This is a genomic window from Maribacter spongiae, assembly GCF_047345125.1.
GTDB lineage: Bacteria > Bacteroidota > Bacteroidia > Flavobacteriales > Flavobacteriaceae > Maribacter.
The window spans coordinates 336,846-351,744 of record NZ_JBLFEQ010000003.1; the positions used below are offsets into that span (position 1 = coordinate 336,846).

The window sequence follows — 14,899 nt, forward strand, 5'->3', positions numbered from 1 at the left end:
AATTATATTCCCAAAAAAATGTGAAAAATAGGAGTCTATCAAGTTAGAAGAAAGGCTTTTCTTGGTTAATGAAAAACCCATATTGTATCTTTGCAGACCTAGAAAATAGTATGCCTTTAATTACCGAGATAGACCCTAAGGAGAACATCATCATAAAAGGTGCAAAACTGCACAATCTAAAAGATATAGATGTTATTATTCCTAGAAATAAATTAGTTGTGATTACCGGGCTGTCGGGTTCCGGAAAGTCCAGTCTGGCCTTTGATACCCTTTATGCCGAAGGTCAGAGAAGGTATGTAGAAAGTCTCTCGTCCTACGCCAGACAATTTTTGGGAAAATTGGACAAACCCAAGGTAGATTATATAAAAGGGATTGCCCCGGCCATTGCCATTGAGCAAAAAGTAAACGCTACCAACCCGCGATCAACCGTTGGGACCACCACGGAAATCTATGATTATATAAAGTTACTTTACGCACGGATCGGTAAGACCTTTTCCCCAATTTCAGGTAAGGAGGTAAAAAAGGATACGGTAACGGATGTTATTGAACACGTAAAGACCTTTTCCGAAAACACAAAATTGTTGCTCCTGGCCCCTATTGTTATCCGTGAGGATAGGGATACCTTAAAATCATTGCAATTGTTCTCCAAACAGGGTTACGCCCGAATCAAGTATAAGGGAAAAGTGTTACGGATAGATCAGGCACCCGAAGATATTGGCAGGAAATTCGATCTGGTCATTGACCGGATCATCACCAAAGACGATGAGGACTTTTACAACCGCTTGGCCAATGCAACGGATACCGCTTTCTTTGAGGGCAAGGGGCAATGCGTGATCGAAGTATTGGAAAATTCCGACCAAACGCTGTTCAGCAATAAATTTGAACTGGACGGAATGCAATTTTTAGAACCCAATGTTCATTTGTTCAGTTTTAACAACCCTTATGGAGCTTGCCCAAAATGTGAAGGATATGGAGATGTTATCGGCATTGATCCCGATCTGGTCGTGCCCAATACGGCACTTTCCATCTATGAAAATGCAATTTTCCCATGGCGGGGCGATAGCATGGGTTGGTACCGGGACCAACTGGTAAATTCTGCCTACACCTTTGATTTCCCTATTCATAAACCCTGGTACGAACTCAGTGTGGCGCAACAACAGCTGGTATGGGAAGGTAATGACCATTTTACTGGATTGCACAAGTTCTTTGAAACGTTGGAAGAGAAGAGCTATAAAATCCAGAATAGAGTCATGCTATCCCGCTATCGCGGAAAGACAAAATGCAATGTTTGCAAGGGCAAAAGGTTGACCAAGGATACCGATTATGTAAAGGTGGGGGAGAAATCCATTTCAGAATTGGTAGAACTTTCCATTGAAAAATTAATCGTTTTTTTCAGTAGGTTAGAGCTGAGTAAGCATGATGCCCATATTGCGGATAGGTTATTAAAGGAAATCAATACACGATTGGGTTTTTTGGATAAAGTAGGCCTAAGCTATTTGACCTTGAATAGAAAATCCAATACCCTGTCCGGAGGTGAAAGTCAGCGTATAAACCTGGCAACATCGTTGGGAAGCAGTTTGGTGGGTTCCATGTATATTTTGGATGAGCCCAGTATTGGCCTCCACCCAAAGGATACGGAAAACCTGGTGGAAGTCCTTATTTCCCTTCGGGATTTGGGTAATACGGTCATTGTAGTGGAACATGATGAGGATATTATGAAGGCTGCCGATGAGGTCATTGATATTGGCCCGGAAGCCGGTACTCACGGTGGAAATGTAGTTGCACAGGGAACCCTTGGAAAAGTATTACAATCAGATTCCCTCACGGCCAGTTATCTGAACGGCACTATGGAAATAGCCGTTCCCAATGAACGCCGTACCTCCAAAAACCATATTACGATAACGGGGGCCCGTGAAAACAACCTTAAAAATATTGAGGTTACGTTTCCTTTGGATATGCTCACCGTTGTTACGGGGGTTTCCGGGAGTGGAAAAAGTACCTTGGTCAAAAAGTTGTTATACCCTATTATCCTGAAAGAAGTGGGCGGGTATGGTGAAAAAGCGGGGCATTTTACTTCCGTTACCGGAAAATACAAGCATATAAAACACGTAGAGTTTGTAGACCAAAACCCCATTGGCCGATCCTCACGTTCCAATCCGGTTACGTATATCAAGGCCTATGATGATATCAGAAATCTGTTTGCCGGACAAAAACTGAGCAAAATCAGAAATTACCAGGCCAAACATTTTTCTTTTAATGTAGATGGAGGGCGATGTGAAAAGTGCAAGGGCGAAGGTGAAATTACCGTAGAAATGCAGTTTATGGCAGATGTTCATCTGGAATGCGATACTTGCGGAGGAAAACGATTTAAAAAAGATGTTCTGGAAGTCACTTTTAAGGACGCGAACATAGACGACGTCCTGAACATGACCATTGATGATGCCATTACCTTCTTTGAAACCGGAGAGCAGAAAAAAATCGTGGGTAAACTAAAACCCTTGCAAGATGTAGGTCTTGGCTATGTAACTTTAGGACAATCCTCCTCTACACTTTCCGGTGGTGAAGCCCAGCGCATTAAACTCGCATCCTTTTTGGTAAAAGGCAGTACAAAGGACAAAGCCCTGTTTATTTTTGACGAACCTACAACAGGACTCCATTTTCATGACATTCAAAAGTTGCTCACATCCTTCAATGCCTTGATCAAAAAAGGGCATTCTATTGTGGTCATCGAACACAATATAGAATTGATCAAATGTGCCGATTACATCATCGACCTTGGCCCCGAAGGTGGTGAAAACGGAGGATATCTATTGGCAGAGGGAACGCCCGAGGAAATTATTAAAATCAAAAAATCACATACAGCAAAGTACCTGAAGGAAAAAATATAGTCCTCGATTCACATGGGTAGTTAGCAGTTCCAAAAAATCACTCTTCAGTATCAAATAAATATTCGGCCTTAAAATTGAAGGTATATTTCTTTCCGAAAATTGAATGGATAATTAAGATTATCCTATACTTACAATCCATCCATCCAATTTAAAATTATTGTGTTTTCAACAATACAATTATACAACATTATGATAATCAGACATTTAATAATTGTTCTATTTTTTTGGCACGCTGTTTGGTATTAGCTAAGGGAATGTAAATAATTGCATTTAGAACCCACCTGCCCGTTGGCAGGGTAAAACCTTATAATATGAAAAATCTAGTACTCCTTTTTACGGCACTACTTTTAGGCACCTCCGGTGTTTTGGCCACAAGTACAACAAAAGATAAGGTTGCAACACGCAATGCTTACAAATACAACAACTCGTTCATTTTTGTTGAAAATGGCATTACGTTTTCCGTTTACCCCGATGGTGAGTTCGATTTTTATATTGAAGATTACGTGACCGGACGCAGAAACGGGGTTACTTTCAATTCCGGTTACGATTATAGTCCGTATGCACAGTATGATGATTACGGTGCCGTAATCCAAGTGGAAAACATCCCCATATTCTATGACTATTATGGCCGTGTAAATCAGATAGGAGATGTGGATATCGCCTATAGAAACGGTAGGGTCCGTAGATTAGGCGGTATGTACGTGTATTACAATAACAGAGGAATCTTTGATTACCATACGGGTTATATAAACATATACAACAGGCATTATGTATATCGCCCTTTCCACAGGTGGTTTGTGAGACCGTCCATTAATCTATGCCTAGTGTACAACAGGCCGTATAGAAGGTATTATACCCCGATCAGGTACACGTATTACAACCCATATAGGTATAATAGACGAAGAGCATATGTATCCTTGGGAAAAACACATCGATATAACAAAGTGCGCAGGGAAAGAGCCAGTATCTATAGAAATGACCGAAGGGTTACGGTAAGGGACAATGCTTACCGCAGCAATAGAACGGTGACCAAAAGAGGTAATTCCTATAGAAACAATAGAACTGTTTCCAAACGGGGCAATGTAATCAGAACGGGAAGAAATGTAGCTTCGAACAATACGGTTCGTTCCAATAGGGGCAATACCATAAGAAGGTCTACTTCCATAAAGCGAAGTAACAACGGTACCGTACGGGGAAACCAAGGTAGAACGGTAACCAAAAGACAGGTAACCCGTACTCCAAAAAGTACTACGGTAAAGCGAAGCACTACCACGTACAGGCAGCCTGCCAATAGAACCAATACGGTCCGTAATAACCAAGGCAGAACGGTGACCAAAAGACAGGTAACCCGTACTCCAAGAAGTACTACGGTAAAGCGAAGCACTACCACGTACAAGCGGCCGGTCAATAGGACCAGTACGGTACGTAACAGCCAGGGCAGAACACAAAAAAGTGCTAATTACAGGTCCGCTAGTAAGACACCAAGGTCCAGATCAACAGTGAGCAGAAGTACAACTTCTAGATCTGTAAAAAAAGCTCCTGCAAGGAGTAGTAGAGGTAATAGTTCAAGAGCCACTACAAGAAGCAGTAGAAGACATTAAAAGTAGTTTTTAGGTTGGTTAGTTGTTTAGCCCCGTACCGGATGAATCCGTTACGGGGCTTTTTCTTATTACGGCCAAAAATTTGCCCTCCTTCAAATTCGGTTCGGAAATCTATTTCGCAAGGGTTCCAAATAACTTTACAAACTTTTTGGGGAATCCTGTTTCGATCAACATTTTTTCTTTAGTTATTGGGTGCCAAAATTCCAAAACCTGGGCATGGAGGTAAAGTCCCTTTCCTTTTAAGGTTAAATTGGAAAGCCCGTAAGTTGCATCTCCTAAAATAGGATTTCCGATGAAGGCCATATGTTTTCGCAATTGATGCCTTCTTCCCGTTATGGGAAATAGTTTTACCAAGTTCAAAAATCCAAATCGTTCGGATGGTAAGATTTCCAAGACTTCATAATCGGAAATTGCCTCTTTACCATCAATGGCCCGTATAATACGCCCCTGGGATTGCATCTTACCATGGGTCACCGCATAATAGGCTTTGATAATTTGTTTCTTTTGGAACAATTGATTTAATGTCAAAATAGCCGTACTGGTCTTCCCTACCAATAAAAGCCCCGTGGTCGGGTAATCCAATCGGTGTACAGGTCGAGGGACAACTGCATCTTCCTGATCGCTTTTCATTAGATTTCGGGGCAGGGCATTGGCCATTGTCCTAAAAGAATTGCCACTGACCAAAATACCTGCGGGTTTGTTAATGACCGCTAGATGATCATCCTCATAAACCACCTCTAACTGAAGTTGGAACTCTCTCTTTATCGTACTTCCGGTTTCTTCCTTAAGTTCAATATATTCTCCTCCATGAATATAGGTCGCGCTCGTGGCAATCTTACCGTTCACTGCGATTAAATTCTTTTTAAGTACCTTTTTCAGAGCCGATTTGGTAGAAATGGTGGTGAAGATACCTATCCCGTATTCCTGCAAACGAATCGGTTTTTCTTGCGGAATGGCCGTATGGGTTTCTATCGAACGTGGTTTCACCTTATTTCTTTAACCATTTGGAAAGTATACCGTAAACATCTTCCGATAACTTAAAACGATATAAGATACCTACGTATATTACTATTATTAGCATGCTTTTGCACAGTATATTTAAAATAGGGTGAAATGAAAACTGCAGAAAATAGAACAACGTACCCAGTAAAATCAATAAAGCGAAGATTTTTACGGTCTCAGAAGTAAAGGGAAGCATTTTAAATTTCGACCTTACGTATAGTAGTTTTAAGGTATTGTATACAAAAAAAGCCGAAAAACTGGCAATGGCAGCACCTTTAAGGCCATATTTGGGAATAAGCCAAAGATTGAACCCTATGGCCATTAAGGCCAATAAAACACCCAACAAAAGGATAGAACGGTAATAATCGGAATTATAGAGAATGGCATTGTTATTCCCCAAAAGTGCATCGTACACCTTTGCCAGACCTATCCAAAAAACAATTAAGAAACCACCGCTATATTCATCTGGCAATAAAGCATATAAATTCTCCAAATTCAAAAGTATCAATAAAAAGAGGATACCGGATATAATAAACAGGGTCAAGGAACTTCTTTGATATAGGTCCTTGAGTTTAGCGGAATCCTTGCCATTTAAATATTGGGCCGTTAAGGGGTACGTAATCTGGTGCATGGCCCGCGCTGGGACCGCAATAGTAATGGCTATGAAGCCCGCTACTCCATAATAGGCTACGTTTTCTATTTTTAAAAAACTGTTTAGCATTACTTTATCCACTTCCATCAATACAATAGCCGTGGATCCGCCAAGAATAATGAGCAGGCTATATTTTAAGATATTACCTGTGTTCTTGGGTAGACTGAATTCCAATTTTGGCCTTCGCAACCGGTAGGCATACCATTTCATAATGAGGGTACGCAACAAATAAAATCCGACCAGGGCATTGATAAAAAATTCGATTCCGATATAATCCAACCAAAACAATACCAAAAGAAGGGTCTGGCCGATCCTACAGAATATTTCCTTCATAAAATTTCCAAAGACCGATTTCATCTGAATACGTGCCCAGGCATAAAGAACTTCAAAATAGGCCATAGCCATTCCGGCCAAAAAAATAGGCCAAACATAATCCCGTACTATCGGGTTCTTGCGGGCCAAAAAACCACCTATGATTTCATTGGCACTATAACTCAATACCGCTATGGGAAGTATCAAGGCCAGGGGCAATAACAACATTAGGGTCAAAAAACCTTCTTGTTCCTTAGCATCGGTAAAACCAGAATAAAATTTCACCAGGGTATTGGGAACACCAAAAGCCAAAACAGGCATTAAGATCGCCGATACGGAAAGTATCACCTGTACCAATCCGTAGTTTTCATCGGTCATGAAATTGGTGTACAGAAAAAGAATATTGATCGCTCCTATCGCAAAACCTATATAGGTAACAATTACATTTTTGAGCGATTGTTTCAGTACTATACCCATTAGATATATTCTACCAGTTTTCTAGTAAGTTCCCGTCTACTGTATTCTTTCACATTTTCAGAAGATACGCTAAGCTCTTGTCTTTGGTATTGTTGGTACCAGTTTAAAAGTACATTTTTCAATTGAAAATAAGAGCTATGCTCAAAAATAGCTCCGGTTTTGGTCCTTGCAACCATATCGGCTACTTCCCACCCTTCTGGTCCAATTCCTAAAATAGGGCGTTTAGCGGCCATATATTCAAACAATTTTCCCGGGATAATCCCTTTGGTCTCTTCACTATCTATTTCCGTTAAAAGAAGTATCTGGGATTTTTGCTGGTATGGGACAACCTCATTGTGGGGCAGGTATCCTATGAACTCCACAAAATCCTCTAGCCCATATTCGGTCAAGCTCTCCAAAACATCCTTGCCGACCACTCCAATGAACTGCAACTGAAGTGTCTGGGCAAAAGCGGTATCTTCCTTAATGAGTTCTGCCAAAACTTTCCATAGGTTCTTTGGGTTTCTACCGGTAAGCATAGATCCAATGTGTGAAAGTGTAAATTTTTCATCCAATTTAGTATGGAATGACCTTTCATTGTCATAGCCGTTTGTGATGACGGTAATCGGTTTTTTGGTAATCCGCTGAAATTCAAGCTGGGTGATTTTACTGGTAACTACTATTTTATCCGCATTCGTCAGTACCAAACGCTCTAGTTCTTTATGCCTGTTTTTGGCCAATGAGGTCAGTTTTAATTTTTTATGATACCCTATGGAGGTCCAGGGGTCTCTAAAATCCGCAATCCATTTTACCTTTTTAAACTCTTTTAAGTAATGACCTATTAAGTGCACACTATGGGGCGGACCTGTTGTAATAATAGTCCCTATCCTCTCTTGTTCCAGTACATCGTATAAAAACCGAATGGAAGGACGTACCCAATATTTCCTGGCATCGGGAATAAAAAGATTGCCACGGACCCATAACATGAATCGCTCTAAAACAGATTGGTTTTTCGTTCGGATAATACCTGAACTAATACGTTTTGTTTTTTTTCTAGAAAAGAGACCGGCCAAACGATAGGGTTCAAAAATACGATGTTTGTAAATCGTAATATCTTTTGGGATATCATTTTCAAAAGTACGGTCAATTAAGGGATAATGAGGATTTTCCGGTACATATACAATGGGTTCTACACCAAAATCCCGAAAATATTTTACAAATTTAAGCCATCGTTGAACCCCGGGGCCACCGGCAGGTGGCCAGTAATACGCAATGACCAGGACTTTTTTCATTAAGATTCTCCCTCCTTCCTCGATTTCCAAAAAGAAAAACCTATTCCACCTACAAGGACCAAGCCCAACAAAATAGAACTGGTCAGGGTTATCCGGGTTCCTTCGGTTACCACTTTTGGCTCAAACCTAAATTCTATTTTATGTCTTCCTTCCGGCACTTTTAAGGCGCGTAATACATAATTTACCTTAAAATGGTCTGTACGTTTTCCATCTATATAAGCATTCCATCCATTTTCATAATACATTTCAGAAAATACAGCTACACCCGCATTCGGGTTTTCAGAGGTATAGGTCAAATGATTGGGCTTATATGTCATTAAGGATATAGAAGCTGTGGAATCTAACCGATATTCAAAACGGTTAATATTCTTAAATGCATTTATATTTACGGCAGCGGTGATTTTTGTTTTCAAACTATCCAATATCCGGATCTCTTCATTTGCGGAGCTTACTTGCTTAAGGTTCTCAATAAACCAGGCGTTACCGTTGGCATTCGGATTTTCTATCGGAAAGGGGTTGCCTTCTTCATCTTGTTGTATTACATATTTTATATTCAGCATATTGAGGACGGATAGGTTTCCCCGATACACGTGAAAATTGAACAAATCTTGCATTCCCGCGGGCTTAGCGGCATGGTATCCGGTAATGCTTTGATGAAAATAGGCCGTTTTGGCCGAATCAAACCCATCTGTTTGATCAAAGACCCTAAATACACCTTTATCTTCCAAAATGGCCTTATTGGCCGCAGTTGCCTGAAAAGGTTGTAACATTCTCCTTTTGGATACAAAGCCTTCGCTATTTACATACCTCAAATTCACCCCGACCAAATCGAATATGATCAAGGTTCCTAAAGCAATAACAACGAGATTCATTTTAAGTTTGTTCTTTAAAAAGAACCACAGCAATAATCCGGTTACAAGAACATACCCCATTGATCGTAATAAGTCGCTTGTATATACCGATTTCCTGTCCAAACGCAACATTTCTGGAAGTTCTTCCAGACCGGTCATACGAAGTCGTTCGTCCCCAGGCCCAATAAAATGGAACATTCCCTTTAAAAGAAACAGCAATACGCCCAAACCTAACACAATGCCACCGGTATATTTTAGGGCGGTCAATTTTTTATCGGTATCAACTTTCTTGCTAAAAAATTCATGTAAGGCCAATATGGCCAATAAGGGAACACAAAGCTCCAAAATAACTTGAATCGAGGAAACCGCCCTGAACTTATCGTACAACGGAAAGTAATCGATCATAAAATCGGTCAGTGCACTAAAATTCTTTCCCCAGGATAGTACCAGGGATAAAACGGTACCCGATAATAACCACCATTTGTGTTTGCCCCTAGCCAAGAAAAGTCCGAGAATAAAAAGAAAGAAAATGATGGCTCCAATATAAGCCGGACCCGAGGTACCTGGTTGTTCTCCCCAATACAGTGGGACGCCACTAACAAAATTCAAAGCACTGCTTCTGGGCAAGCCCTTATCTATAAGGTAATTATAGGATTTTGAATCTTCTCCCAGATTCTCCTCACTTGCCCCTCCGAACAATCTGGGTACAAATAGGTTCAAGGATTCGGAAATACCATAACTCCATTGGGTAATGTATTCCTTGCTCAATCCTCCGGTATTATCCTTTGGGGACCCATCAGGTTCAATGGTCAATTCACTTTTCCCCCGGGTACTCCAATCCGCATATTCCTTGGTAGCCATAAGACCCGTGGCATTGGTGGCTATTCCCAAAGTTACGGCGGCCAATAAAATTCCCACAGCGGTAAAAAAGTGTTTCAGTTGCTTTTTGGTTATGGCATCAATTAAATAAACTATACCCAATATAAGCACCAAGAGCATAAAATAATAGGTTATTTGGTAGTGATTGGCCACTATTTCCAAGGCCATTGCCAGAGCGGTAAGTACAAATCCCCACAGGTATTTTTTTTGGAATACGAGTACAATACCCGCCAAAAGAAAGGGCAAATATCCCATAGCATGGGCCTTTGCATTATGGCCGGCACCAATTATAATGATAAGATAGGTAGAAAACCCAAAGGCCAGTGCACCAAGGACAGCCAATCTAAAATCGACCTTTAAACAACATAAAAGAATATAAAACCCTATGAAATATAGAAATAGATAATCGGCCGGTCTGGGCAGAAACCGAATTGATCTATCCAACTTTTTGATATAATTGTGTGGATAATTAGCTCCCAATTGATAGGTAGGCATACCGCCAAAAGCACTATTGGTCCAATAAGGTTCGGTTTCGGTACTTTTTCTAAAGTCGTTCTGCTCCTTGGCCATTCCCGTATATTGGGCAATATCATGCTGATAGATTACCTTTCCTTGCAATACAGGGTGGAAATAGGCCAAAGCCGCTACAATAAAAAATACGATAACAAAAAAATGGGTTATAAAGAATTTTAGACCTTTCTTCATTTGCTAAGCAGTGGTTGGTGGTTACACAAAGATAGCTAGTCTATTTCTTCAAAATCGATATACTCCCCTACTTTTTTGGAATCACCTTTTTTCCTTTGGGTCTTTTTATCGATAATCACATCACCCACCTTTTCTTGAACGGACCCATTGGGTCGCTCAAAACCCTCAAAAGCTTGCTTAAAATGGGATTCCGTTTTCTTTGCGGCGTAACTCAAAATTTTGGGAGCGAACAATCGCATTAAAATTTTCAGCAGATAGTACCCTAAAAGGATAAATAATATGGTTCTTAAAAAAGTCATTTATTCAAATATAATAAGATCATAGAACTTGGTCAAACTATCCGATCTGCCAAAAAATTGTGTTTTTATAGCCTTTTTTTGTTCTTTTTCTGGCACAGTTATGCAATTCATAAAAGCCTTTATCCAAATTCAAAATCACTAATTTTTGATATAATCCAAAAAGTTTGAACAGGTTCTATATCAAAAATACAATTCTCACGTTGTAATATTTAGATTCCGAGTATTAAAATAATTATAAAGTCGTTTTCATGGGCATACCCTTTACTTTCAAAGGAATAGTAAATATTCTTTTCTTTTTTACTATCACCGTTCCAATTTCCTTAACGGCACAATATACAGATGTTATCAATTCCAACCGGCCCGGACTTTCCGTTAGTGCGTATGCCGTTGGAAAAAATGTGGTACAAGCAGAACTGGGGCTATTTTATGAACAACGGGACCATAGTATCTTAAATACCCAATCCGATCAATGGGGAACGGATATTTCTTTACGGTACGGGCTGTTTTTTGAAAGTCTGGAACTAAATTATGAGGGCACATTCCAAGATCAGGATGTTCTATTTGAAAATTTTGACACAAAAGCCAAACGAAGGGATTTTTCCAGAAACCGATTGGGGCTTAAGTTTTTGGTCTATGACCCGTTTAAAAACCCGGAACGCAATAAACCGAACCTTTATAGCTGGCGGGCAAACCATAAATTTCAATTAAAAAACCTGCTGCCGGCAATATCCATTTATGGTGGAGCTAATTTTGTTCTGGGGGACAACCCCTATTACCCCGGTGAAGCGACCGTATCACCAAGGGTAATGATAGCCACACAAAGTAGGTTGACCCCTCGTTTTGTACTCATAACCAATCTGGGATATGACAGAATTGGAACGGATTTTCCAGAGTTTAGCTACCTCATTTCCCTATCCCATGCCTTTAGAAATCCCAAATGGAGCTTTTTTTTGGAACATCAAGGTATTGAAAGTGATCGGTATACAGATTTTTTACTGCGTAGTGGCATTGCCCATTTATTAAAAGAGGATCTACAGGTAGACATGAATCTTGGCGTCAATTTTAAAAATACCCCTTCACGGGTTTTTCTGAGTATAGGTGGCTCCTATCGTTTTGACTTTCATAAAGACACCTTGGTTCCAATAGAAGATCAAAATGCCGATGAGAACGGTGGTGCCATCAGGAAGAATACGATGAAGAAGCAGAAAAAGAAAAGAAAGAACGGAAGTGGTGCGGAAGATATAGATCTCGGCCCCTCCAAAAAGCAATTGCGAAAATTGAAAAAGGCCAAAAAGAAGCAAAAAAAAGACAAGGATGAAATAGAATTCTAAAATTCGCTGCACCCAAACTCGTTTAATTTTTTTCAATTCACTAAAAAGTTTTAATCAATTCCCTGTAAAATTTAAAATCCTTCAGCTTTTATGTATTGATTAATATCCCTAATATTGGTGCTTCTAAAGGACACCGATGATTACAATCAAAGCCGTTAATTCCCAAAAAGCGTTAAAACAATTTGTAACCTTTCCTTTCTCCTTATACAAGGATTCCAAATATTGGGTGCCTCCGATCATCAAAGATGAATTGGAGACTTTTGACAAATCCAAAAATCCCGTTTTTAAGGATGCCGAAGCATGGTTCTTTCTGGCTTATAGGGAAAATATCATTGTGGGCAGGGTAGCCGCTATCATCAATTGGTTGGAAGTGGATACGCAACATATACGAAAAATGCGTTTTGGGTGGTTCGATTTTATCGATGATACTTCGGTATCCGAAGCATTGCTTCATAAAGTTGCTGAAATAGGTGCTGAAAATAAACTGGATTATATGGAAGGGCCTGTAGGTTTCTCCAATTTGGACAAGGTCGGCGTTCTTATTGAGGGGTTTAATCACATAGGGACCATGATCACATGGTACAACCACCCTTATTATCAGCACCACTATGAACGTTTGGGCTTTTCCAGGGAAAAGGAATACATGGAAAACAAATTTCCGGCCAGTAATGCCGATCCGGCCTTATTTATCAAATTAAACGATCTGATCAAACGCCGTTATGGGTTAAGGGAACTCAATTTTACCAAAACAAGGGAAGTATTGCCCCTGGCCGATGAAATGTTCGACCTTTTTAACGAAACCTATTCAAAACTTTCTTCTTTTGTGCCGATCACCAATATTCAAAAAGCTTACTTCAAGAAGAAATACATCAGTTTTATTAATCCGGAATACATTAAGTTCATAAAGGACAAAGAGGATAAATTGGTGGCCTTTGCCATTGTAATGCCATCATTTTCGGAAGCTTTGCAAAAAGCAAAGGGCAAACTTTTCCCTTTGGGCATCTATCATCTCTTGAAAGCCAAAAAGAAGAGTAAGGATGTTATCTTTTACCTTATCGGTATTCATCCCGATTATCAAAACAAGGGCGTTACCGCTATTATTTTTAACGAGTACTATAAAACTTTTAAGGCCAAGGGTATTGAAATGTGCTTTCGCACCCCGGAACTGGAAGAAAATATAGCCATTAAGCAAATGTGGAAACATTTTAACCCCGTTATATATAAGAGAAGGCGTACCTACCGAAAATCCCTGTAGGTAAATCCACAAAAAAATTCAGCCTTAATTAATTACTACTCCCCCATGGCCGCCGCAACGGCTGCGGACAATCTTTTATAAGTACCATTCTCAAGGCGTTCCCTAATGGCGGAGAAAGCGGCCAGGGTCTCGTCAATATCTTCCATGGTATGTGTAGCCGTAGGTATCATACGCAATAATATCAATCCTTTTGGAATAACCGGATAAACTACGATAGAACAGAATATTCCATAATTCTCCCGCAAGTCCTTCACCAAGGCCATGGCCTCTGGAATGCTTCCATTGAGATAGACCGGGGTAACACAACTAGAAGTGGTCCCAATATTAAAACCTTTCTCTTTTAGTCCGTTTTGTAGCGCATTAACGTTTTCCCAAAGTTTGGCCTTCAGTTCGGGTTGCGTACGCATCATATCCAAACGCTTTAATGCACCTTTTACATATACCATGGGTAATGATTTGGCAAACATTTGCGATCGTAGGTTGTATTTTAAATAATCTATAATTTCCTGATCCGCTGCTACAAAAGCACCTATACTCGCCATTGATTTTGCAAAAGTTGCCAGATACACATCAATATCGTCCTGAACACCTTGCTCCTCTCCTGCCCCTGCACCGGTTTTGCCCAGTGTTCCAAAACCATGGGCATCATCTACCAATAGCCTAAACTTGAATTTTTTCTTGAGTGCGACAATTTCTTTCAATATGCCCTGTTCGCCCCGCATTCCAAATACGCCTTCTGAAATGACCAATATTCCACCACCGGTCTGCTCTGCCATTTTTGTGGCCCGTTCCAGGTTTTTCTCTAAACTTTGGGCATTGTTATGTGTAAAGGTGAACCGCTTGCCCATATGCAAACGAACACCATCTATGATACAGGCATGACAATCCACATCATAAACGATAATATCGTCTTTAGTGACCAAAGCATCAATGACCGACATAAAGCCCTGATATCCAAAATTTAGCAGATAAGAGGCATCTTTATTGACAAAAGCGGCCAGTTCCCGTTCCAATCGTTCATGATGATCCGTATGTCCACTCATCATCCTTGCGCCCATGGGATAAGCCGCCCCATGTTCCGCAGCCGCTTCACCGTCTACTTTTTTTACTTCTGGAAGATTGGCAAGGCCTAAATAATCATTGATACTCCATGTGATAACGTCCTTGCCCTGAAATTTCATTCGATTGGAAATAGGGCCTTCCAATTTTGGGAACACAAAATATCCTTCTGCCTGTGATGCCCATTTCCCCAAAGGGCCTTTATTCTCAATAATTCTATCAAATAAGTCTCTCATCGCCTACGTTGGTTCTAACTGCAAAAGTAAATATTTTTAAGAAGCATTCATAAAAATATTTATTCCATAAAAAAAGCGGGG

At 40.2% G+C, this 14,899-nt stretch carries 10 protein-coding genes; 4 read left to right on the top strand and 6 right to left on the bottom strand.

The annotated features are described in order from the left end of the window. The first annotated feature begins 110 nt into the window (after positions 1-110). Both uvrA and ACKWB9_RS06270 read left to right on the top strand, forming a co-directional pair. Positions 111-2,888 (top strand): excinuclease ABC subunit UvrA, encoded by a 2,778-nt coding sequence (uvrA, locus tag ACKWB9_RS06265; RefSeq protein ID WP_414002146.1) that lies wholly within the window; start codon positions 111-113, stop codon positions 2,886-2,888. Between the two features lie 311 nt (positions 2,889-3,199). After that, positions 3,200-4,489 carry a hypothetical protein gene (locus ACKWB9_RS06270; RefSeq protein WP_414002147.1) on the top strand — a complete coding sequence of 430 codons (1,290 nt, stop codon included), beginning with the start codon at positions 3,200-3,202 and terminating at the stop codon, positions 4,487-4,489. Between the two features lie 111 nt (positions 4,490-4,600). Here the strand turns inward: ACKWB9_RS06270 and ACKWB9_RS06275 are convergent, their stop codons facing one another. Genes ACKWB9_RS06275 through ACKWB9_RS06295 form a run of 5 tightly spaced genes read right to left on the bottom strand, consistent with a single transcriptional unit; the run spans position 4,601 to position 10,937 of the window. After that, complete coding sequence (locus tag ACKWB9_RS06275) at positions 4,601-5,476, bottom strand: RluA family pseudouridine synthase (protein ID WP_414002148.1); 876 nt, start codon at positions 5,474-5,476, stop codon at positions 4,601-4,603. 1 nt (position 5,477) lies between these two features. Then, positions 5,478-6,932: an oligosaccharide flippase family protein gene (locus tag ACKWB9_RS06280; protein WP_414002149.1), complete on the bottom strand. Its 1,455-nt coding sequence runs from the start codon at positions 6,930-6,932 to the stop codon at positions 5,478-5,480. Further along, positions 6,932-8,203 carry a glycosyltransferase family 4 protein gene (locus ACKWB9_RS06285; RefSeq protein WP_414002150.1) on the bottom strand — a complete coding sequence of 424 codons (1,272 nt, stop codon included), beginning with the start codon at positions 8,201-8,203 and terminating at the stop codon, positions 6,932-6,934. The genes ACKWB9_RS06280 and ACKWB9_RS06285 overlap by 1 nt, the downstream gene beginning before the upstream one ends. Further along, positions 8,203-10,638, bottom strand: a complete 2,436-nt coding sequence (locus ACKWB9_RS06290; RefSeq protein WP_414002151.1) for a YfhO family protein — start codon at positions 10,636-10,638, stop codon at positions 8,203-8,205. The genes ACKWB9_RS06285 and ACKWB9_RS06290 overlap by 1 nt, the downstream gene beginning before the upstream one ends. A gap of 35 nt (positions 10,639-10,673) precedes the next feature. After that, the gene (locus ACKWB9_RS06295) at positions 10,674-10,937 is read right to left on the bottom strand and encodes a DUF4834 family protein (RefSeq protein ID WP_414002152.1); all 264 of its coding nucleotides are present in this window, start codon (positions 10,935-10,937) and stop codon (positions 10,674-10,676) included. A gap of 248 nt (positions 10,938-11,185) precedes the next feature. Here ACKWB9_RS06295 and ACKWB9_RS06300 point away from each other — a divergent pair, with 248 nt between their 5' ends. Both ACKWB9_RS06300 and ACKWB9_RS06305 read left to right on the top strand, forming a co-directional pair. Next, positions 11,186-12,268, top strand: coding sequence for a transporter (locus ACKWB9_RS06300; protein WP_414002153.1), 1,083 nt, complete (start codon positions 11,186-11,188; stop codon positions 12,266-12,268). A 136-nt stretch (positions 12,269-12,404) separates the two neighbouring features. Continuing rightward, a complete protein-coding gene (locus ACKWB9_RS06305) occupies positions 12,405-13,523 on the top strand; it encodes a GTP cyclohydrolase (RefSeq protein ID WP_414002154.1) in 1,119 nt (372 codons plus the stop codon). Positions 13,524-13,558: 35 nt separating this feature from the next. Here the strand turns inward: ACKWB9_RS06305 and ACKWB9_RS06310 are convergent, their stop codons facing one another. Continuing rightward, positions 13,559-14,818: an aminotransferase class I/II-fold pyridoxal phosphate-dependent enzyme gene (locus tag ACKWB9_RS06310; protein WP_414002155.1), complete on the bottom strand. Its 1,260-nt coding sequence runs from the start codon at positions 14,816-14,818 to the stop codon at positions 13,559-13,561. Positions 14,819-14,899 lie beyond the last annotated feature (81 nt).